The following is a 20,214-nucleotide window of genomic DNA, read 5'->3' on the forward strand; positions in this document are numbered from 1 at the left end:
CTTTGCATAAAAATTATATTAATACATAAATTTTAGGACATGAATTTTCCATCAGAATTAAAGTACACAAAAGACCACGAATGGCTTAGAGTTGAAGGTAATGATGCTATTATTGGTATTACTGATTTTGCCCAGCGCGAATTGGGTGATATTGTTTATATCGATATTAATACTGTTGGAGATGAAGTAGCAAAAGATGATGTATTTGGTACTGTTGAGGCAGTGAAAACTGTGTCTGATCTTTTTATGCCAGTTACAGCTACTGTTTTGGAAGTTAATGATGCGTTAAACAATAGTCCCGAGCTAGTTAATTCTGATCCCTATGGAGAAGGATGGATGGTAAAGGTGACTTTAGCAGATGTTGCTTCAGTTGATGAGTTGCTAGATGCCGATGCGTACAAAGCTCTTGTTGGGGCATAATTAATGGGATTTTTAAGAAAGTTAAAATATCAGGGTTGGGCAATTGTCTGGACTGTTTTTATTTTAATACTTTGCTGCATAAGAATGCCTGCTTCTACGGGATCGGGCTTTTTTTTTGTTGGTTTTGATAAACTTGTTCATTTGGGCTTTTTCTTTATACTTACGGTGCTGCTTTTCTTTGGGCGCATTCTGGAAAAGAAGAGTTTTAAGTTTCGGTTCTTAACCATTTTTAATATACTTATTATTACCTCAGCAATAGGTGCTGGAATTGAATTGATCCAGTGGAAGTTCTTCCCATATCGCTCTGCTGAAGTTTGGGATTTTGTGTGCGACATGCTTGGCGTTCTAATGGCAGTTAGTAGTTATGTGCTTTTACATAAATCGGATTATAATGAAAAGAAAAATTAGTGTGTTGATGTTTTTTCTTTGTACAGTAGCACTTGGCGGTTGTGGAATTTTCAATTCAGGTTGCAAGTGTCCAAAGGTTAGTTATAGCGCTTACCCTAAAAAATAGTCTCTTTTAATATCACAATCTCTATTTGGATTTATTATAAATTAAGGCTAAATTGCGCCCTAATAATAAATATAAACAGATGAAACTTTCGCAGTTGAATCCTGGAGAAACGGGAACCATTGTAGCATTTACTGACCTTGAAATGTCTGTTAAATTGATGGAGATGGGTTGCCTGCCTGGTGAGCTTGTTGAAGTAGAGCGTTTTGCGCCCTTAGGTGATCCAATAGCGATTCGTGTTGCAGGCTATCAACTTTGCCTTAGAAAAAGTGAAGCATCTGTAATCATAATCCAATAGAAACTTGGCGAGCTACATTAAAATTGCTCTTGTTGGAAATCCCAATACTGGTAAATCTACCCTATTTAACCTCCTGACAGGGTTAAATCAGAAAATAGGTAATTTTCCGGGTATCACAGTTGATAAGAAAGTAGGTTATTGCAACCTTCCTAATGGTAGCAGTGCGGAAATTATAGATCTTCCAGGAACTTATAGCTTATACCCAAAAAGTAAGGATGAAAGTATTGTATTTCAAGTATTGGCAGATGCACAAAACGCCAGTCATCCAGATCTAATTGTTCTTGTTGCGGACGCAACTAACCTAAGGCGCAATTTATTGCTGTGTTCCCAGGTCGCCGATTTAGGTATTCCAATGTTATTGGTGCTGAACATGACTGATATGGCACGAAAGGAGGGCATTCATATTAATGTAGATAAACTTGCCAATCGTTTGGGAATTCAGGTTGTAGAGATGGCTGCCAGGAAGAATGAAGGGCTAGATAAACTTAAAAACGCACTTTCCAATATAGGCTCCATAAGTACGCAATTACCTGGGATTGATGTTTCCATTTTTGCAGCAGATGCTATTTGTGAGATTAGATCTAAGCTTAAGACCTCAAATAACTATTATGCTTTACAGGTATTGCACCAGCATGAATACCTGGGTTTTCTTAGTGAAGAACAACAGGAAGAAATTGAAGAGATAGAACAATCGCATGGTTTTGAATCATCTAAAATCCAAGCGGCGGAGACTATTGCACGATACAGGCATTTGAGTACTGTGCTTACCGATGTGATAAAGTTAACAGGTGCTGAGCGAAAGTTTAGGCTGACTGACAGATTGGATTCTGTTTTAACAAATAGATTCTGGGGCTTTTCTATCTTTTTATTGATTCTATTTTTTGTCTTTAATGCTATATTTTCATGGTCTGCTTATCCAATGGATCTTATTGAATCAGGATTTACCTGGATAACTGGCTTTGGGCATGAGCATTTGCCAAAGGGTGTATTTACTGATCTTTTACTAGACGGAGTGGTTGCAGGGTTAGGGGGTATTGTTATTTTCATTCCACAAATTGCAATACTTTTTGCCTTAATTTCGATTTTGGAAGATACCGGCTATATGGCTAGGGTTACGTTCATGATGGACAAGATCATGCGCAAGTTCGGTTTAAGTGGTAAATCTGTTGTACCCATGATTGGGGGTATTGCGTGTGCCGTGCCTTCTATAATGAGTGCTAGAAACATTGAAAACTGGAAAGATAGGATGATCACCATAATGGTTACACCATTGATTAGTTGCTCTGCCAGGTTGCCTGTCTATTCCCTTATGATTACCCTTGTTGTGCCTAATAAAAGGTACTTTGGTTTCATCAGTTTGCAGACGCTTACTTTTATGGCAATGTATATTATTACGATTGTAGCAGCTATGCTTGTTGCTTTTGTTATGAAATTTATTTTGAAGGCAAAAGAGCGTTCCTACTTTATTATGGAGCTTCCGGTTTATAGAATGCCAAGGTGGAGCAATGTATTTTTAACGATGTACGAAAAGTCTAAAACCTTTGTGTTGGAAGCGGGTAAGGTAATTATAGCTATTTCTATTGTCCTCTGGGTTTTGGCAACTTATGGTCCACCCAAAAGATTTGAAAGGATTAATGCAAAATATCTATCACTCGATAAAAAATACGAAGGTATTGCACTAACTCAGCGAGACAGTGTAGTGTTTGGTAATTTGCAAAAGGATATGGCTGCGGAGAAATTGGAGAATTCTTATGCTGGTATGTTGGGCCAATCTATTGAACCGATAATTAGACCATTGGGCTACGATTGGAAAATTGGAATTGCGTTGATCACTTCATTTGCTGCAAGAGAGGCGTTTGTAGGAACAATGGCAACGATTTACAGTGTAGATAATGTGGACATTGATGGAGGAGAACTCAGATTAAGGGATAAGATAAGGGATGCTGTTGATCCGGAAACGGGGTTGCCAATATTTACTTTTGCCACAGCATTATCTCTAATGCTGTTCTACGCATTCGCCATGCAATGTATGAGTACAGTTGCGGTAGTTTACCGTGAAACCAAGTCATGGAAATGGCCTGCTATTCAATTTGGTTATATGACGGCTCTGGCTTACCTAGCCAGTTTAATTGCCTATCAATTACTAAAGTAATTACTTAACTTGTGTTTGTGGAAAAAGAGAGCATCTTAGCACAATATATGCCAGTTAACGCAGCCCCTGTAATTGCGCGGTGGATAGACTATTTTCAGTGCGAATTTAAGATATCTAAATCACGTGCTACCAAATTGGGTGATTATAGACATCCTTTTAAAGGGTTAGGGCATAAAATCTCAGTAAATAATAACCTAAATCACTATTCTTTTCTGGTAACAACAGTTCATGAATTTGCTCATCTCTTGACTTGGAATGATCATAAAAATAAAGTTAAGCCACATGGGGAAGAGTGGAAGCGAAATTTTAGAAGAATGATGGTTCCATTCTTAGAAAAGGAAGTTTTCCCGGAGGATATCCAACTAGCAATAACGCGTTATTTAGACAACCCATCAGCTGCAAGCTGTACAGATCTTAACTTATCAAGGGCTCTAAAAAAATATGATCAAGCTGATACTGACAATGCTCATAAGCTAGAAGAACTCCCGCTAAATGCTACTTTTACTATAAAGGATGGGAGACGATTTAAAAAGGGTGAGCGTTTGCGTAAAAGGTATAGGTGTACCTGCCTTGATAATGGGAATATTTATTTGTTTAATCCGCTCGCTGAAGTTAGCTTAACTGGGACATAAACTGCATTATTATTAATTAGCGTCCATTTTAACTTTAATTTCTCATTTCTAAACAGAGAAGGGTATTGTGCTAGACTATCTATAAAATCATCTTTTTGATGGACATTCAAGTTTGCGCTATATCCTCCAGGTATTTTGCTCTTTAATAGTAATGAACCGACTTCTACTCCCGGGATAAATTGATCAAATACTAGCTCAAAGCTATTTTTACCTGCAAGAGCATCATTTAATACTTGGATGGTATCTTGGAAATTCATGGTATTAAGGTTGTTATTTTTAATTTCCTTGAAAGATATCGGTTTAAGAGCATCAACAGATGAAGCCGTTTTTATCTCTTCTAGGAAGGGTATGTTTTTTCTTATGTAAACCCGCTTATTGCTAAAAATGATTTCTCTGTCTTTTGTGAGTTTACTATTTTGTTTGATCAAGATGAGACTGTCTTGTTTGAAATAGTATTTCTCGCTATTTCCACTTAAACCTTCATTGCCAGTATACTTTACCAACATAGTTGGTTTTCCTTGAGAACTATATTTCTTTACATGGAAAGAAGATTCACCATTTATATAAATGAGGCTTACGTAATTTTCCATAGATTTTAGACTTTCGTCTATAGAATCTGCATATAAAATGATTTGCTGTGTGCTTAGACTTTCTGTAGTGTTTTTGTTAATGAGCTCGGCCTGAGGATGTCTATTGCTTTGTTTGCATGCACTGAATACCCATAGTATAACAAGAAGGAATGTTGTTGCTTTCATAAAATATCCTGAGTAAGGTATAGTTCCATTATCGTGCCAAGCAAATTATTAGGAGAGTAGTGGTTCAATAGTACCTAATATTTTGCTGTTAAGAAGAAAACATTTTCAATGATCTTTTTTAATTTGAATGGCTATATTATGCCTAACACATTTCCATTTAAACACTTTTCTGATCTTTGTTTTTTTCCACCCATTGCTTTGAAAATGATTTTTCTGCAATAACTGGCATGTTTCGGTACTTACCCCATATTTTTCCAAACAACGTCTTCAAAAAGAAATTTTTAATCTTACCACCTAGCATATCCATCCTGGAACGCTTCAGCATACTTGTTTTCCACAGCTTCCATCCAATTTCTTCAATCTTAGTATTATCATGGTTTGCTGCAGCATCTCGTCTGTTTAATAATAGCATTTTATGGATGTCTATTTTAACAGGGCATACTTCAGAACACTTTCCACACAAACTAGATGCATAACTAAGGTGCTTAAAATCTTTCATACCCTTAAGATGCGGGGTAATGATAGACCCGATTGGCCCACTATAGGTGGTATTATAAGTATGGCCACCAATATTTTTATATACAGGACAAGCGTTTAAACAAGCGCCACATCTGATGCAGTACAAGCCTTGTCTTTGGTCTTTTTGAGCTAGGAGGTTAGTACGTCCATTGTCGAGCAAAATTACATACATTTCTTCAGGCCCATCGGTTTCAGATCCACGTTTTGGACCACTAAGAATCGTATTGTAAACAGTTAGGTTTTGACCAGTGCCATGACTAGCCAATAATGGCCAGAAAAGATCTAGATCGGCTATTGAAGGGATTATTTTTTCAATACCTACTATCGCTATATGCACTTTTGGGAATGTGGTACAAAGTCTTGCATTGCCTTCGTTTTCTGTAAGGGCAATACTTCCTGTGTCTGCTATTAAAAAATTCCCTCCACTTATCCCAATATCTGCATTTAGATATTTTTCACGAAGTAACTCACGTGCTTTTTGAGTAAGCTGTTGCGGTGTGTAATCCAATGGGGTCCCAAATTTTTCGTTAAAAAGTTTAGCGATATCTTCCTTGCTTAAATGCATAGCAGGAGTTACAATGTGGTATGGGGGTTGACCAAGTAATTGAACGATATACTCGCCCAAATCACTTTCCAGCGAATCAATATTGTTTTTTTTAAGAAAATCATTTAGATGAATCTCTTCCGTTGTCATGGATTTTGACTTGATTACCGTTTTGCCGCCAACCTTAGAAATAATATTAAGAATTTCTCGCTGTGCTTCGTCGGCATCATTGGCCCAAATTACTTTGCCGCCCCTTTTCTGGAAGTTAGACTCAAACTCTGGGAGCATTTTGTCTAGATTTTCCATAACTCTCCATTTAATAACGTGAGCTTTTTTCTTAGAGTTTTCCAGGTTCTCAAACTTAGATAATCCTCTTTCGACCGCTACGTTGTATTTCCCTATGTTGTGATTGATAATTTTACGATGTCCTTGATCGAATGCTTTCTCATCTGCCTTTACCAAAAATTCTTCCGCGATCTTAGTCATGTTCAAACTTAAATAAATTTGAGCTTATATTCAATAAACATATTCTTCATAATGAAAATACAGGCACATAGAAAGGGCCGCTTCAAAACTGTTGTTGCTTATTCTTTTGGTGTGCCGTCATCATTTTTGTCAACAACAGGCCGCTTGGCGCCATTTGCCAATTCCCATGCAGTGAAGTATACTAATTGAGCTCTTTTTGCCAACATTGGAAAATCAATTTTACTTACCTCATCTCCCGGTTGGTGATAGTCTGCATGTACTCCATTAAAGTAAAAGATAACTGGAATACCATGCTTGGCAAAATTATAATGATCTGAACGATAGTAAAAGCGGTTTGGATCTGTACGGTTATTATATCGTTCGTCCAAATTGATATTTACATAGTCTTTATTTGCTTTTTTACCAATTCTATCTAAGTCGCTGCTTAACATGTCTGACCCAATAATGTAAACAAAGTTATTACTGCGCTCATGATCCTTGTCGCCCCTGCCAATCATATCTATATTCAGGTCTGTTATTGTATTTTCTAAAGGAAATACTGGATGTTGAGAGTACCATTCAGAACCCAGAAGTCCTTTTTCTTCTCCGGTTACGGTCATAAATAGAATACTTCTCTTTGGGCCTTTTCCAGCTTTTTTAGCTTTTGTAAAAGCTTCTGCAAGTAATAACACTCCAGTAGTACCGGATCCGTCATCATCAGCTCCGTTATTAACTTTGTCTTTTCCGGAAGTAGTAAGGCCAATATGGTCATAGTGAGCTGTAACTACCAAAATTTCCTTTTTAAGTTTAGGATCTGACCCCTCCAGAAAGCCTAATACATTCTCAGCTCTAACTGGTTGTTCAACTTTGCTTGCACTAGCGCATATGCTAATTTTTAATTCTTGTGATATAGGTTTTCCAATGTTTGCAATTTTCTTGTTTATTGCTTCAATGCTAGCTCCTGATGCTGATAAGATTGAATTGGCAATAGCAGTACTGATATTGATGACAACCATTCCTTGCGGTGCTTTCATCTTCTCAATATTCTCTTGTGTTTTCATTACTAAAGGGGAGGGAAGTAAATCAGTTTTTAAGCTTGTTTTCTTATCATCTATCTCCGGGTCTATTACAAAAACTGCCAGTACTTTACTGTCCCTAAAGTATTTAAGTTTTGTATTCAAAGCTACTGCCTCACCTCCTGTTGATGAGCCTGCTGTTTGGCCAGACTTAAATAACATCACCACTTTACCGGCAATATTCTGTCCTTCAAAGTCATTGTAACTTAGTGTGTTTATTCCATATCCAATAAAAATTATACTGTTTGTGTTGAATGCAAAGCCATTGATAGAAGTAGACTTACTATTAATGTAAAAGTCAGTGAGCGGTTCAGCAGGCTTACCTTCAATAGTTAGGATCTGTTTAAACGTATAAGTAACCATGTCTATCTTTTGGAAGTAATCTCCATTGATCGGACCTTTCAGTCCAAGTCCTTTGAAATGGTTTTTTATATAGTCTGCTGCCATCCAACCACCTTTTGTTCCAGTTTCTCTGCCTTCATATTCATCAGATGCGAGTACTGATAAATGTTTATAGGCATTTTCTTTATTAATAGTCTTGCTAAATTTAACCGCATCTCTGTTTTGTGCGATGGCACTGAATACCATTATTAACAAAAAGCTTGTGTATAGAAATTGTTTTTTCATAATTTTTTAAACCCTTAATAGAAATTTTTTCTACTCTGTTACCGTGCCAGTCACCTCCAAATTAGTATTCAGGAAAGTTGTCACCATTCGTTTTGCTAGGTCATCATATGTTATACAAGTAATATTAGCGTTGTTATGCTTTCTTGAGGGTTCAGCAGCTGTTCGTCCAACAAACAATCGCAGCCCGAATGCGCAGGGGCTTATTAGCGGTTATTGCTACACCATTTGCGCTTCCGCACACTAGAATTCCAAAATCATGTTCTTTACTTTCTACAATCGAAGAAAGAGGATGAGCAAAATTAGGATAATCAACAGAATCAGTGGTATACGAACCAAAATTCCTTACTTCATATTTGTTAAGTAAAAATGTTTTCAGCATTTTTTTATATTCAAACCCCGGATAATTAGCACCAATGGCAATCTTAATCTTCTGTTCAGTTGGCATAATTCTCAAATTAGAATGAGATATTTTAAAGAATTGTAAAGCTTTGATTATCTGTTTACCTTATGCTGCTAAAGCTTTTTTTCGTTTTCGTTCAATATTTGCAGAAATATAAATACTCATCTCGTATAAAAGAAACAATGGCGCTGCTACTATTAGCATCGTAAAAGGATCAGCAGTAGGGGTAACTACTGCTGCTACTATTAAAATGATAACGGCTGAGTACCTTCTGCTAGAGCGCATAAATGCAGGAGTCATTATTCCTATTTTCGATAGAATATAAACGATCACGGGTAACTGAAAAATAATGCCGGAGCCCAGGGTAAGTGTCATGATGGATGACAAGTACGAATCTATTGTAAATGTATTCTGTATCTCCGGGCTGACAGTGAAATTGATTAGAAAATTTACAGAAAGTGGACAAATAATATAATAACCGAAAATAATACCCGTAAAAAATAATATGGATGCAAAGGCAACGAACCCACTTGCAGATTTTCTTTCATTTTCATGAAGTGCAGGTTTTATGAAAAGCCACAGTTCAAAAAGCAAATATGGAATACCTAATATTATTCCGGTCATTACGCAGGAATTTAGCTGAAGCGTGAATTGGCCAGACATTTCTGTATTAATGATCTTGGCATCCAAAGTTCGAATACAAAATTCTTCTCCGATTGATGGAAAACGTTCGTAAAGCTTGCACATCATTCTATAAGTCCAGAAACTAGGGTTTTTTGGGCCCATGATGATGGTGTTAAAAATAAAATCTGTGTAGTAGAATGCACCAGCAGTTAGCACTACTACAACTGCCAATGCACGTAGTAAGTGTTTTCTAAGCACGTCAATATGGTCAAAGAAAGACATTTCTGCTTCCAACGTTTTACCTTTTTCTTTTATAGCACCTATAAGGTCCCTTGTTTTATTGTCACTCATGTACTTTATTTGGAAACAAAAATACCATTCTATTTATATAGAATGGTATTTACGTTTTAAATGTTATGAAAAGTTTTTATTATTCAGAAAATTCGAAAGTCTCCATAAACTTGGTAGTAAAATTACCAGCTCTGAAGTTTGGATCCTTCATTAATTTAAGGTGAAAAGGAATGGTTGTTTTTATGCCTTCTATCACAAATTCACTTAGTGCACGCTCCATAGTACTAATAGCTTCCTCTCGCGTTTGCGCCACACAGATTAGTTTAGCAATCATAGAATCGTAGTTTGACGGTATTTGATAACCCGCATATACATGAGTATCAACTCTAACTCCATGGCCGCCTGGTGAATGAAAGTTAGTGATTTTCCCTGGACAAGGCCTGAAGTTATTGAAAGGGTCTTCGGCATTGATCCTGCATTCGATGGCATGCATATCTGGAAGATAGTTTTTTCCTGATATCGGAACACCTGATGCTACCTTGATTTGTTCTTTGATTAAATCATAGTTGATCACCTCTTCAGTTACGGGATGTTCTACTTGTATCCTGGTATTCATTTCCATAAAATAGAAATTACGATGTTTATCAACCAGAAATTCTATCGTGCCCGCACCTTCATATCGAACGGCCATGGCGCCCTTAATTGCGGCTTCACCCATCTTTTCACGAAGCTCAGGTGTCATAAAAGGAGATGGAGCTTCTTCAACTAATTTTTGGTGCCGACGCTGTATAGAGCAGTCTCTCTCTGATAAATGGCAGGCTTTACCATATTGATCTCCAATAATCTGGATCTCAATATGACGAGGATCTTCTATATACTTCTCTAAGTATAACCCATCATTCCCAAAGGCAGCAGCAGATTCTTGGCGGGCACTATCCCAGGCATTTTCAAAATCTTCATCTTTCCAGACAACACGCATACCACGTCCACCACCACCAGCTGTAGCCTTTAAGATTACCGGATATCCCATTCCATTTGCTAATTGGATACCTTCCTTTACATTTTCAAGCAAACCTTCAGAACCGGGAATAGTTGGAACACCAGCTTTTTTCATTGTTTCCTTAGCAGATGCTTTATCACCCATGGAATTGATCTGCTCAGGTGTAGCGCCTATGAATTTGATTCCATAATCCCTGCAAACAGAAGAGAATTTGGCATTTTCAGATAAAAAGCCATAACCTGGATGTATCGCATCAGCGTTCGTAAGTTCGGCTGCAGAAATTATATTTGGAATACTTAAGTATGAATCTTTACTGGGAGGCGGACCAATACAAACAGCCTCATCCGCAAAGCGTACATGCAAGCTTTCCCTGTCTGCAGTAGAATAAACCGCAACGGTTTTTATGCCCATTTCCTTACAAGTACGAATAATGCGTAAAGCGATTTCACCCCTGTTGGCAATTAATATTTTCTTAAACATATTATATTTTCTTTTCGTCACCCTGAAATTCAGTTTCAGGGACTAAATATTAAGTTGAGATGCCGGCGTCACCATCGGTATGACGGATTACATTGGCTCTACTAAGAATAAAGGCTGGTCATATTCTACAGGTGAGGCATTGTCTACTAAAACCTTAACTACTCTTCCCGAAATTTCACTTTCAATTTCGTTGAATAGTTTCATCGCCTCGATAATACAAATTACCTTACCTACCGAAACCTCATCACCTACATTTAGAAAAGAAGGTTTGTCAGGGGTTGATGAGCGGTAAAATGTACCAATCATTGGAGATTTTACCGTAATATATTTAGAAGTATCTTCGACAGCCGCTTCAGAAGATTTGGTTTCTGGAACAGACACCGGTTGAGGAGCCGCCGCCGCTGGTAATGCATAGGTTGCAACAGGAGCAGGAACAACTGTCGGAGTTTGATTTGTTTTAATGGTGATCTTGAAATCTTTCTGCTCTATAGCAACTTCATTTACTCCCGAACGGGAAACAAATTTTATAAGTTCCTGAATTTGTTTAATATCCATTTTTGGTGTTATTTTAAGAAAACAATGTGTTTTTACAATTAACTAAGGTATGATTTTTTATTATATAAATTTAATAAGCCCATTTTAAGTATACAGCGCCCCAGGTAAAACCACCGCCAAAAGCAGCAAGGATGATGTTGTCACCTTTCTTAAGCTGACTTTCCCATTCCCATAAACATAATGGGATGGTGCCGTTAGTTGTATTTCCGTAACGTTGTATATTAATCATGACTTTTTCAGACCCCACTCCCATCCTCGAGGCCGTTGCATCTATTATTCGCTTGTTTGCCTGATGTGGTACCAACCACGCCACATCTTCAGATGTAAGTTGATTGCGTTCCATAATCTCTTCGGCAACATCAGCCATATTAGTTACAGCAAACTTAAAGACTGCCTGCCCTTCCTGATAAACAGAATGCTCATCGTTATCAATCGTTTCGTGCGAGGCGGGTCTTGCCGAGCCACCAGCTTTCTGGTGCAGATATTGCATTCCTGATCCGTCACTTCTTAATATAGAATCCATAATTCCATTACCTTCTTCGTTAGGTTCTAGCAGCACGGCGCCACACCCATCACCAAAAATAATACAGGTTGTACGATCTTTATAGTTTATAATGGAAGACATTTTATCTCCCCCAACAACAAGAACTTTTTTATGTTTACCAGATTCAATAAATTGTGAAGCAGTTGAAACGCCGAATATAAATCCTGAACAGGCAGCTTGCAGGTCGTAACCCCAAGCATTTTTTGCGCCAATTTTATCTGCAAGTATATTCGCTGAGGCTGGGAAAGGTAAGTCCGGTGTTGTTGTACAAAAAATGATCAGTTCAATTTCATCTGCGCTAATACCTCTTTTCTTCAGTAATCCATTTACAGCATGAACAGCCATATCTGACGTGCCAAGGCCTTCTCCCTTCAATATTCTTCGCTCCTTAATTCCAGTCCTAGAAGTGATCCACTCATCTGTTGTATCTACTATAGACTCCATTTCTTTGTTGGTAAGAACGTAGTCAGGAACGTAGCCATGAACAGCTGTGATTGCAGCGCGAATTTTACCCATATTTATTTAATTATTAAACGCAGCCTGAATTTTACCAACAAGTCCAGTTGTCACCATATCTCTAGATTGAAGAATCATATTTTTTACTGCAGTAGGACTTGATATGCCATGACCAATGATTACCGGTGCATTTACGCCAAGTACTGGGCTTCCACCATAATTCTCGTAGTTGAAGCGGTCAAAAAATTCATCCTTTAAGCCCCGTTTTTTAGTCAGCACATAAAATGATTCTGCCAATTTTAACATAATATTTCCTGTAAATCCATCGCATACAATTACGTCAGCTTTTTCATTGAAAAGATCTCGACCTTCAACATTACCTACAAAATTGAAAAGCTGCGTATCTCTCATTAATGGGAATGTGGCCAGACTAAGCATATTTCCTTTTTCATCTTCCTCTCCAATATTGATTAGCGCTACTTTTGGATTTGGAATTCCCATTACGTTTTCGGCATATAAGCTACCAAGTACGCCAAATTGAAGCAGGATATCGGGCTTACAGTCAGCATTTGCGCCCACATCTACCATCAATCCAATGCCGCCACTAAGTTTCGGCAGGAAGGTAGATAAGCATGGTCTGATAATGCCTGAAATAGTTTTAACACTAAAGACAGCACCAACCAACATAGCACCTGAATTTCCGGCGCTTGCAAACGAATCGATCTCGCCGTCTTTAAGTAGTTGGAATCCAATGGAAATGCTGGATTTTGGTTTTTGAACAATAGCCTTTGTAGGGTGCTCACCCATACCAATAACTTCTTCAGTATGAACATACTCAAAATTATCGGGATTAAATCCGTTTTCGGCAAGCAAAGGTTTTATCTGTTCCGTATCTCCAATAAGCACAATTTGCTCACCTGGTGATAACAATGGATGGGCTGCTATTGCTCCTAAAACATTAGCTTTAGGAGCATAGTCTCCGCCCATTATGTCGAGACCTATTTTCATAGTAAAAATCAGTTTGTGTATGAGGCAATAAGTGCCATAATTTAGTCTCTAAGTTAAACTTTCAAAGACTTAAAATACAAACTATTTTTAGAAAATTAAGCTATCGCGGTGTTTTCAATAACCAATTTACCGTTGTAGTATAAGCTACCATCAACGTTGTAAGCGCGGTGCGGCGTATGTATTGCACCGGTGGTTTGACAAGTAGCTAAAGAAGGAGTCTCTGCTTTATAGTGAGTTCTTCTTTTATCTCTTCTACTCTTGGAAATCTTGCGTTTTGGATGTGCCATTGCTGATTTATTTAATTATTATTTTAATTTTTTTAATGCTGCCCAACGGGGGTCATCATTCGTTTTTTCTTCTTCTTGTGATCCAACAGCCATACTTTCCAGTCGGGCTATCATTTCCTGATCGCACTGCTGGCCATCGCCATTCTGCTCACAGATTTTAATATAAGGAACCGAAATGGTAATGAACTCATAAATCAGGTCAGCTATATTAATTTCACTTTCCTTTTTATTAAGCATAATGATCTCCATGTCATCACTCTCCAGTTCATCCTCAGCAAATTTAACAATCTGCCTTTCCCGCACACTTATTGGTGAATTAAATTCTGCTAAACATTTGTCGCAATCCAAAACTATCATTCCATCTATCTGAAATTGTAGAATCAGCATTGTTTCTTGCTTATCTAATTCAACCGTTGCTTTTAAGACGCCTTTTTTAACTAAAGAGTAGTCATAAGCGTCAAAAAAGCTGTTATCAATGTCAAAATCAAACTGATTTTTGCCAATTTTTAAGCCTGTAAATGGGATTGAAAATTGTTTTAATGCTTTCAATAGTAACAAAATTTTAGCCCGCAAATGTAAGAAATAAATTCATTGGGTGCAAATAGTTTTATTACCTAATTTGCATCATCTTTTAAATCAAAGGCAGTCTCTACTAATTTACCTCCGCTTCTAAGCTGGTTTCTTAACAAATCTTCCTGTTCCTTCCTGTTTTTTACAATGAGAATTGCGGTAAATATTGCTTCAATAAACGACGATGGGTCCGCTTCGTTCTTTCCTGCAATGTCATACGCTGTTCCATGGTCGGGGGAGGTTCTTACAAATTTCATTCCCGCTGTATAATTAACACCAGTGCTAAATGCTAGGGTTTTAAAAGGGATAAGTCCCTGATCGTGGTACATTGCCAAAACCGCATCAAACTGTTTATAGCTGCCTTTGCCAAAGAAGCCATCGGCTGGATATGGCCCAAAGCAGATCACACCCCTATCAAAAGCTTCATGTATGGCTGGTATAATTACTTGTTCTTCTTCTTCACCAAGTAAACCATTGTCGCCAGCATGAGGGTTTAAGCCTAAAACAGCGATCTTTGGTTTTTCAATCCAGAAATCTTTTTTTAAACTTTCATTCATCATGATGAGTTTGTTGATAATCTTTTCTTTTGTAATGCTCTGTGCTACTTCAGTTAAAGGGATGTGGCCTGTAACTACACCAACGCGTATATCTTCGCTTAACAGAAACATGAGTACATCCTTACTTTCACTGCGTTCCTGAAGGTATTCAGTATGCCCTGGAAATTTAAAGGTAGCAGATTGGATATTATGCTTGTTAATGGGTGCAGTAACCAATGCGTCAATCTTTCCATTCACAAGATCATCAGTAGCCTTTTCCAAAGAAAGTAGCGCATATTTTCCTCCTGTTTCATTGGCAACACCTAATTCTATCTTTACATCTTCTTCCCAACAGTTGATCATATTCACTTTCTTCGGATTTGCCAAATTCGGTTCATTGATCAAATTGAAAACAAAATCACTCATACCTAATGCTTTTCTATGATAAGATGCAACCTTGGTGTGTCCGTAAACTATTATTGTACAATAATCCAGGATTACTTGTTCTGCTAACGACTTAATGATTACCTCTAAACCGATACCGTTTACGTCACCTATGCTAATCCCGATTTTAATTTTATCGCTCATATCCAAATAGAAATTTCGCGCAAAATACAGAATTTCAATCTAATGTTAATCCGATAGTGATAAAACTTTAGTTATTTTGCACCTTTAATACAACGGGCTATGAGTTTGGTAAAGGCGAAAAAACATCTTGGACAACATTTTTTGACTGACAAAAAAATTGCCGCAAAAATTGTGAATGGCCTTGTTCATACCGATCAGTATCAACAAGTTTTGGAAGTTGGGCCAGGGATGGGTATCCTCTCAGACATTTTGCTGGAAAGAACAGATTTGGAAACGTTTTTAATAGATATTGATGTAGAATCTTATCACTTTTTACAGAATAAATATCCCCATTTGGGAAAACGACTCATTAATGGTGATTTTCTTAAACTTAACCTCTCTCAGATATTTGATGGTAAATATGCCATTATTGGTAATTTTCCATATAACATATCTTCACAGATTCTGTTCAAAATATTGGAGAATCGCGATAATGTTGTGGAAATGGTTGGCATGTTTCAAAAGGAAGTTGCGGAACGCTGCGCATCCAAAGAAGGTTCTAAGGATTATGGTATATTAAGTGTGCTTATACAAGCCTATTATGACATAGAATATTTATTCACCGTAAAGCCGGGCACCTTTAATCCGCCGCCTAAAGTCAACTCCGGAGTGATCAGATTAAGCAGAAATAATGTCGAAACCCTGCCATGCGACGAGAAATTCTTCTGGCGTACAGTAAAGGCCGGGTTTAATCAAAGGAGGAAGACCCTACGTAATGCATTGTCTGGTATAGTTCCGAAGGACAAAATGGACAGTCATCCATATTTCGATAAAAGAGCAGAGCAGCTCAGTGTTGCCGATTTTATTACTTTAACACAGCATTTGACTCGGCTTGTGCAATAACAAAGAAGAAGACATGAGTAAAGGAAAAATTTTAATAGTGGATGATCTGCATCCTGCATTTAAAGAAGGTGCAGAAGCCTTGGGCTTTGAGGTACATGATCAGCCGCTGATTACCAGAGATGAGACCCTTGCCATTATTAGTGGTTATATAGGTATTGCAGTCAGAACAAAGTTTCAGATTGATAAGGAGCTCGTTGAGGCCGCTACAAATCTTAAATTCATAGCCCGTGCCGGTGCCGGTCTGGATAATATTGATGACGCATTTGCGAAACAAAACGGGATTGTTTTAATCAATGCTCCTGAAGGTAATATGGATGCAGTCGGTGAGCATGCAACAGGTATGCTTCTTTCCCTAATGAATAATTTCCGTCTGGCGGATCAGCAAATCAGGGGCGGTTTGTGGGATAGAGAGGCAAATAGAGGATTTGAGTTAAAAGGAAAAACTGTAGGGATTATCGGTTATGGTTTCATGGGTAAAAGCTTTGCAAGAAAGCTTTCCGGATTTGAGGTAAATGTGATAGCCTATGATAAATATAAGACGGGATTTTCAGACTCACTTGCTAAAGAAGTAAGTATGGAAGAAATCGTAAGACAGAGTGATGTGCTCAGTCTGCATATTCCATTAACTGAAGAGACAAGACAGCTAGTAAATGAAGAATATCTATTTCATTTCCGCAAACCCATATTTTTCATTAATACAGCCAGGGGCGAAATTGTAGATACAATGGCTGTGTTGAATGGTATTAAGCAAAATAAGATTCTGGGAGCAGGATTAGATGTCTTGCAAACAGAAAAATTTCCCGCACTAGCCAACCAATCCTGGTACAAAGATTTGATTACTTCCCAGCGGGTTTTACTTACGCCGCATGTTGGCGGATGGACATTCGATTCCTATCGTAAGATATCTGAGGTACTGGTTAATAAATTAAAATCAGCGTATTAATTTGCTTTTCTGATAATACCATATTATCTTCGTTACTATTCAAAGCAAGACTATGTAGGTGAAATAGCCGATATAGTCTTGTTTGTTTTTTATAGGAAATTACATAACAAATCGAGCTATGATAGACGTAACATATTATACCCAAGATGGTTTAGATAGACTGAAAGACGAATTACAGTATTTAAAAACTACAGGAAGGCATCAGATATCTAAAGCTATAGCAGAAGCAAGGGATAAGGGCGACCTATCGGAGAACGCTGAGTACGATGCAGCCAAAGAAGCACAGGGTTTGCATGAGGCCAAGATATCTAAAATGGAAAATACGCTATCAACTGCAAGACTAATTGATGAGTCAAAGTTAGATGCGTCAAAAGTGTTGGCACTATCCATCGTAAAAATTAAAAACATTAAGAACGGTTCAACCATGTCTTACCAGCTTGTTGCAGAGTCCGAGGCAGATTTAAAAACAGGTAAAATTTCTGTAAAATCGCCTATTGCACAAGGTCTTCTTGGTAAATCTGTAGGTGATAAAACTGAGATTCAGGTGCCTGCTGGGAAAATTGAGTTCGAAATATTGGAGATAAGCAGGTAATAAGGGTTATGGCAACTATTTTTTCTAAGATCGTCAATGGTGAAATTCCAGCACATATTGTGGCCGAGACAAGCGAATTTTTGGCATTTCTAGATGTTAATCCCTTAGTTATGGGCCATATTCTTGTGATCCCCAAAAAGGAAATCGACTATTTGTTTGACATGGATGAAGAAAGCTATTTCGGTTTGACGCTATTTGCAAAAATTGTGGCAACCGGATTAAAAGAAGCCTTTCCATGTAAAAAGGTGGGGGTGGCGGTGATTGGGCTCGAAGTACCTCATGCGCATATTCATCTTATTCCAATGAATCAGGTAAATGACATGAATTTTAGTAAAGAAAAACTCAGACCTACTGCACAAGAACTCGAAGAGGCTGCAGCAAAAATAAAGGCTGCATTAACTATAGATTAGACTATTCAGCCCTGCTCTTTTATTTAAGCTTGTCATTATTTTTATGCCGCTCAGCATCACGAATATTCTTTTTAATCATGTTTTTATCTAATGCCTCGGTTAAGTCTATGCCGGTTTGGTTCGCCAAGCAAATCAACACAAAAAGAACATCTGCCATCTCATCTCCAAGGTCTACCTTCTCATCACTTTTTTTGAATGATTGTTCTCCGTATTTTCTAGACATGATCCTTGCTACTTCGCCAACTTCTTCCATTAAGATCACAGTGTTGGTCAACTCGTTAAAATAACGAACTCCAGTTGTATTTATCCAATTGTCTACAGTTTCCTGAGCCTCTTTAATCGTCATTATTTTTCAATTATTCTTTGTTTTTACTGTCAATTATTATCGTAACTGGCCCGTCATTTAGTAAGCTAATCTTCATGTCGGCACCAAATATGCCCGACTTTATTCTTTTGCCCAGCAAAAGTGATAATTTTTCAATCATTTTGTCATAAAGAGGTATTGCCTTTTCTGGTCTAGCCGCCTTTATAAAGCCCGGCCTGTTCCCTTTTTTAGTAGAGGCAAAAAGTGTAAACTGGCTAATCAGCAAAATATTTCCATCTATATCAATAAGTCCTTTATTCATCAGGCCGTTTTCATCGCCAAATATCCTCATGGCCGTAATTTTACCTGCCAACCATTCTAAGTCTTCCTGTGTATCATTATCTTCAATGCCCAATAATACTAGGAGGCCATGTTCAATTTCACCGGTAAGTTTACTTTCAACTCTGCAGCTCGCATTTGTTACTCTTTGGATAACAGCTCTCATAAAATATGATTAAGCTCGTGTTTCATTGCCATGAAAAATACTCAGATAACTTTCGTACCTGCTCAATTCAATTTCTCCAATTTCAACTGCTTTAATCACTGCGCATCCAGGTTCGTTTACATGTCTGCAATTGTTAAAACGGCACTTATTCATCAAGCTTCTTATTTCTCTAAAATAATGCCCCAACTCTTCAGGCCGAATGTCAAATATCCCCAATTCTCTAATCCCAGGGGTATCTATCAAATATCCACCAAAAGGAAGTGTGTGCATCTCGGCAAATGTAGTGGTGTGTTGTCCTTTATCTGTTGCCTCAGAAACATCACCTGTTTTGATGCTCCTGCCAGGTAACAAAGCATTTATCAAACTAGACTTTCCTACCCCAGAGTGCCCGGAAAACAGAGTTGTCTTGTCTTTAAGCAATGCCTCTATTAAGGGGATATTTGCACCAGTCAACGCAGAAACGGAATAGCATGGGTAATTAATATGTTCGTAAATACTTTTATACTCGTCTAGTATGGCCAATCCTTCTTTATGAAAAAGATCCAGCTTATTGAAGATCAGTACAGCAGGAATACTATAGGCTTCAGCCGTAGCCAGAAACCGGTCTATAAAACCGAGTGATGTTCTTGGTGAGGCGAGTGTTACTACTAAAAATGCCTGATCCATGTTGGCCGCAATTATCTGTGCCTGCTTAGATAGGTTTATTGATTTACGGATAATGTAGTTTTTCCTTTCGTGAAGTTTGTCAATTACACCCTTATCAGAGTTAGGTTCCAGTTCAAATTCAACCAAATCGCCCACTGCAATAGGGTTAGTAGTTTGAATACCCTGTATTCTAAATTTGCCTTTAATCCTGCAATCGTAATCATTGCCATCCTCCCCATGTACATTGTACCAGCTTCCTGTTGATTTTATAACTAATCCCTGCATATAATACTCAAAGTTAATAATTTCTGTGGGGATGTATAAGGCTTATAATACAAACGTTTTGAGCAGTTAAAGTGAAGAGAATAAAGTAGATAAAAAAGTTTTGTAAAATCAGCATCCTAAATAGAAATTACGACAAAATAAATTACTCTTTTATGCACAACCATTAAAAACAATAAACCTATTAATCAGCTTAAATATACGCTCGCTTTTTAATCGAACAACACGTCAATATAAAACATCGTTGAAACATGGTTGGTACATAGTTAATACATGTATGTATGTATCAACGATGTACCAACCATGTTTTAAC

At 37.6% G+C, this 20,214-nt stretch carries 24 protein-coding genes; 9 read left to right on the forward strand and 15 right to left on the reverse strand.

Features of this window, described 5'->3' with window-relative positions; translation table 11 throughout:
• Positions 1-39: 39 nt before the first annotated feature.
• The 5 genes from gcvH (at position 40) to ACVWYN_RS11155 (ending at position 4,013) form a co-directional block, all read left to right on the forward strand.
• On the forward strand, positions 40-420 hold the full coding sequence (gcvH, locus tag ACVWYN_RS11135) for a glycine cleavage system protein GcvH (protein WP_457288938.1): 381 nt from the start codon (positions 40-42) through the stop codon (positions 418-420).
• 3 nt (positions 421-423) lie between these two features.
• A complete protein-coding gene (locus ACVWYN_RS11140; RefSeq protein WP_457288939.1) occupies positions 424-828 on the forward strand; it encodes a VanZ family protein in 405 nt (134 codons plus the stop codon).
• Between the two features lie 185 nt (positions 829-1,013).
• Positions 1,014-1,229 carry a FeoA family protein gene (locus ACVWYN_RS11145; RefSeq protein ID WP_457288940.1) on the forward strand — a complete coding sequence of 72 codons (216 nt, stop codon included), beginning with the start codon at positions 1,014-1,016 and terminating at the stop codon, positions 1,227-1,229.
• Between the two features lie 4 nt (positions 1,230-1,233).
• Positions 1,234-3,381, forward strand: coding sequence for a ferrous iron transport protein B (feoB, locus tag ACVWYN_RS11150; protein WP_457288941.1), 2,148 nt, complete (start codon positions 1,234-1,236; stop codon positions 3,379-3,381).
• 17 nt (positions 3,382-3,398) lie between these two features.
• Positions 3,399-4,013, forward strand: a complete 615-nt coding sequence (locus tag ACVWYN_RS11155; RefSeq protein ID WP_457288942.1) for a SprT-like domain-containing protein — start codon at positions 3,399-3,401, stop codon at positions 4,011-4,013.
• On the opposite strand, the gene ACVWYN_RS11160 is transcribed toward ACVWYN_RS11155, so the two are convergent.
• The 12 genes from ACVWYN_RS11160 to pdxA all read right to left on the reverse strand — a co-directional run bounded on the left by ACVWYN_RS11160 (position 3,968) and on the right by pdxA (position 15,338).
• Complete coding sequence (locus tag ACVWYN_RS11160) at positions 3,968-4,768, reverse strand: hypothetical protein (protein WP_457288943.1); 801 nt, start codon at positions 4,766-4,768, stop codon at positions 3,968-3,970. The two genes, ACVWYN_RS11155 and ACVWYN_RS11160, sit on opposite strands and share 46 nt — an antisense overlap.
• 157 nt (positions 4,769-4,925) lie before the next feature.
• A complete protein-coding gene (locus ACVWYN_RS11165; protein WP_457288944.1) occupies positions 4,926-6,317 on the reverse strand; it encodes a LutB/LldF family L-lactate oxidation iron-sulfur protein in 1,392 nt (463 codons plus the stop codon).
• Between the two features lie 98 nt (positions 6,318-6,415).
• A complete protein-coding gene (locus tag ACVWYN_RS11170; protein WP_457288945.1) occupies positions 6,416-7,999 on the reverse strand; it encodes a M28 family peptidase in 1,584 nt (527 codons plus the stop codon).
• Positions 8,000-8,150: 151 nt separating this feature from the next.
• The gene (locus ACVWYN_RS11175; RefSeq protein ID WP_457288946.1) at positions 8,151-8,444 is read right to left on the reverse strand and encodes an RpiB/LacA/LacB family sugar-phosphate isomerase; all 294 of its coding nucleotides are present in this window, start codon (positions 8,442-8,444) and stop codon (positions 8,151-8,153) included.
• 60 nt (positions 8,445-8,504) lie between these two features.
• Positions 8,505-9,374 carry a twin-arginine translocase subunit TatC gene (gene tatC / locus ACVWYN_RS11180; RefSeq protein ID WP_457288947.1) on the reverse strand — a complete coding sequence of 290 codons (870 nt, stop codon included), beginning with the start codon at positions 9,372-9,374 and terminating at the stop codon, positions 8,505-8,507.
• 79 nt (positions 9,375-9,453) lie between these two features.
• The gene (accC, locus tag ACVWYN_RS11185; RefSeq protein WP_457288948.1) at positions 9,454-10,794 is read right to left on the reverse strand and encodes an acetyl-CoA carboxylase biotin carboxylase subunit; all 1,341 of its coding nucleotides are present in this window, start codon (positions 10,792-10,794) and stop codon (positions 9,454-9,456) included.
• 87 nt (positions 10,795-10,881) lie between these two features.
• Positions 10,882-11,349, reverse strand: coding sequence for an acetyl-CoA carboxylase biotin carboxyl carrier protein (gene accB / locus ACVWYN_RS11190; protein WP_457288949.1), 468 nt, complete (start codon positions 11,347-11,349; stop codon positions 10,882-10,884).
• A 70-nt stretch (positions 11,350-11,419) separates the two neighbouring features.
• On the reverse strand, positions 11,420-12,409 hold the full coding sequence (locus tag ACVWYN_RS11195) for a beta-ketoacyl-ACP synthase III (protein ID WP_457288950.1): 990 nt from the start codon (positions 12,407-12,409) through the stop codon (positions 11,420-11,422).
• Positions 12,410-12,415: 6 nt separating this feature from the next.
• On the reverse strand, positions 12,416-13,357 hold the full coding sequence (gene plsX, locus ACVWYN_RS11200) for a phosphate acyltransferase PlsX (protein ID WP_457288951.1): 942 nt from the start codon (positions 13,355-13,357) through the stop codon (positions 12,416-12,418).
• A 95-nt stretch (positions 13,358-13,452) separates the two neighbouring features.
• Positions 13,453-13,644, reverse strand: a complete 192-nt coding sequence (rpmF, locus tag ACVWYN_RS11205) for a 50S ribosomal protein L32 (protein WP_457288952.1) — start codon at positions 13,642-13,644, stop codon at positions 13,453-13,455.
• An 18-nt stretch (positions 13,645-13,662) separates the two neighbouring features.
• Entirely contained in the window at positions 13,663-14,193 is a 531-nt protein-coding gene (locus tag ACVWYN_RS11210) for a YceD family protein (RefSeq protein WP_457288953.1), read from the reverse strand.
• Between the two features lie 65 nt (positions 14,194-14,258).
• Positions 14,259-15,338, reverse strand: coding sequence for a 4-hydroxythreonine-4-phosphate dehydrogenase PdxA (pdxA, locus tag ACVWYN_RS11215; RefSeq protein ID WP_457288954.1), 1,080 nt, complete (start codon positions 15,336-15,338; stop codon positions 14,259-14,261).
• 99 nt (positions 15,339-15,437) lie between these two features.
• Here pdxA and rsmA point away from each other — a divergent pair, with 99 nt between their 5' ends.
• From rsmA to ACVWYN_RS11235, 4 genes are all read left to right on the forward strand, one after another.
• Complete coding sequence (rsmA, locus tag ACVWYN_RS11220; protein ID WP_457288955.1) at positions 15,438-16,220, forward strand: 16S rRNA (adenine(1518)-N(6)/adenine(1519)-N(6))-dimethyltransferase RsmA; 783 nt, start codon at positions 15,438-15,440, stop codon at positions 16,218-16,220.
• A 13-nt stretch (positions 16,221-16,233) separates the two neighbouring features.
• Positions 16,234-17,163, forward strand: coding sequence for a 2-hydroxyacid dehydrogenase (locus ACVWYN_RS11225; protein ID WP_457288956.1), 930 nt, complete (start codon positions 16,234-16,236; stop codon positions 17,161-17,163).
• Between the two features lie 118 nt (positions 17,164-17,281).
• On the forward strand, positions 17,282-17,755 hold the full coding sequence (gene greA, locus ACVWYN_RS11230; RefSeq protein WP_457288957.1) for a transcription elongation factor GreA: 474 nt from the start codon (positions 17,282-17,284) through the stop codon (positions 17,753-17,755).
• A gap of 8 nt (positions 17,756-17,763) precedes the next feature.
• A complete protein-coding gene (locus ACVWYN_RS11235) occupies positions 17,764-18,165 on the forward strand; it encodes an HIT family protein (protein WP_457288958.1) in 402 nt (133 codons plus the stop codon).
• 19 nt (positions 18,166-18,184) lie between these two features.
• Here ACVWYN_RS11235 and ACVWYN_RS11240 read toward each other — a convergent pair whose 3' ends face one another.
• From ACVWYN_RS11240 to rsgA, 3 genes are read right to left on the reverse strand one after another with little or no spacing between them, the layout of a single operon-like run.
• Positions 18,185-18,511: a nucleotide pyrophosphohydrolase gene (locus ACVWYN_RS11240; RefSeq protein ID WP_457288959.1), complete on the reverse strand. Its 327-nt coding sequence runs from the start codon at positions 18,509-18,511 to the stop codon at positions 18,185-18,187.
• Positions 18,512-18,521: 10 nt separating this feature from the next.
• Positions 18,522-18,974 carry a D-aminoacyl-tRNA deacylase gene (gene dtd / locus ACVWYN_RS11245; RefSeq protein WP_457288960.1) on the reverse strand — a complete coding sequence of 151 codons (453 nt, stop codon included), beginning with the start codon at positions 18,972-18,974 and terminating at the stop codon, positions 18,522-18,524.
• Between the two features lie 9 nt (positions 18,975-18,983).
• Positions 18,984-19,904, reverse strand: a complete 921-nt coding sequence (gene rsgA / locus ACVWYN_RS11250; protein ID WP_457288961.1) for a ribosome small subunit-dependent GTPase A — start codon at positions 19,902-19,904, stop codon at positions 18,984-18,986.
• Positions 19,905-20,214 lie beyond the last annotated feature (310 nt).

The organism is Pedobacter sp. UYP24, from assembly GCF_054057295.1.

Excerpts from the sequence above, each read along its gene's own strand:
- gcvH (WP_457288938.1), top strand. The coding sequence starts at position 40 with ATGAATTTTCCATCAGAATTAAAGTACACAAAAGACCACGAATGGCTT.
- ACVWYN_RS11140 (WP_457288939.1), top strand. The coding sequence starts at position 424 with ATGGGATTTTTAAGAAAGTTAAAATATCAGGGTTGGGCAATTGTCTGG.
- ACVWYN_RS11145 (WP_457288940.1), top strand. The coding sequence starts at position 1,014 with ATGAAACTTTCGCAGTTGAATCCTGGAGAAACGGGAACCATTGTAGCA.
- ACVWYN_RS11160 (WP_457288943.1), bottom strand. The coding sequence starts at position 4,768 with ATGAAAGCAACAACATTCCTTCTTGTTATACTATGGGTATTCAGTGCA.
- ACVWYN_RS11165 (WP_457288944.1), bottom strand. The coding sequence starts at position 6,317 with ATGACTAAGATCGCGGAAGAATTTTTGGTAAAGGCAGATGAGAAAGCA.
- ACVWYN_RS11170 (WP_457288945.1), bottom strand. The coding sequence starts at position 7,999 with ATGAAAAAACAATTTCTATACACAAGCTTTTTGTTAATAATGGTATTC.
- ACVWYN_RS11175 (WP_457288946.1), bottom strand. The coding sequence starts at position 8,444 with ATGCCAACTGAACAGAAGATTAAGATTGCCATTGGTGCTAATTATCCG.
- tatC (WP_457288947.1), bottom strand. The coding sequence starts at position 9,374 with ATGAGTGACAATAAAACAAGGGACCTTATAGGTGCTATAAAAGAAAAA.
- accC (WP_457288948.1), bottom strand. The coding sequence starts at position 10,794 with ATGTTTAAGAAAATATTAATTGCCAACAGGGGTGAAATCGCTTTACGC.
- accB (WP_457288949.1), bottom strand. The coding sequence starts at position 11,349 with ATGGATATTAAACAAATTCAGGAACTTATAAAATTTGTTTCCCGTTCG.
- ACVWYN_RS11195 (WP_457288950.1), bottom strand. The coding sequence starts at position 12,409 with ATGGGTAAAATTCGCGCTGCAATCACAGCTGTTCATGGCTACGTTCCT.
- plsX (WP_457288951.1), bottom strand. The coding sequence starts at position 13,357 with ATGAAAATAGGTCTCGACATAATGGGCGGAGACTATGCTCCTAAAGCT.
- rpmF (WP_457288952.1), bottom strand. The coding sequence starts at position 13,644 with ATGGCACATCCAAAACGCAAGATTTCCAAGAGTAGAAGAGATAAAAGA.
- pdxA (WP_457288954.1), bottom strand. The coding sequence starts at position 15,338 with ATGAGCGATAAAATTAAAATCGGGATTAGCATAGGTGACGTAAACGGT.
- rsmA (WP_457288955.1), top strand. The coding sequence starts at position 15,438 with ATGAGTTTGGTAAAGGCGAAAAAACATCTTGGACAACATTTTTTGACT.
- ACVWYN_RS11225 (WP_457288956.1), top strand. The coding sequence starts at position 16,234 with ATGAGTAAAGGAAAAATTTTAATAGTGGATGATCTGCATCCTGCATTT.
- greA (WP_457288957.1), top strand. The coding sequence starts at position 17,282 with ATGATAGACGTAACATATTATACCCAAGATGGTTTAGATAGACTGAAA.
- ACVWYN_RS11235 (WP_457288958.1), top strand. The coding sequence starts at position 17,764 with ATGGCAACTATTTTTTCTAAGATCGTCAATGGTGAAATTCCAGCACAT.
- ACVWYN_RS11240 (WP_457288959.1), bottom strand. The coding sequence starts at position 18,511 with ATGACGATTAAAGAGGCTCAGGAAACTGTAGACAATTGGATAAATACA.
- dtd (WP_457288960.1), bottom strand. The coding sequence starts at position 18,974 with ATGAGAGCTGTTATCCAAAGAGTAACAAATGCGAGCTGCAGAGTTGAA.
- rsgA (WP_457288961.1), bottom strand. The coding sequence starts at position 19,904 with ATGCAGGGATTAGTTATAAAATCAACAGGAAGCTGGTACAATGTACAT.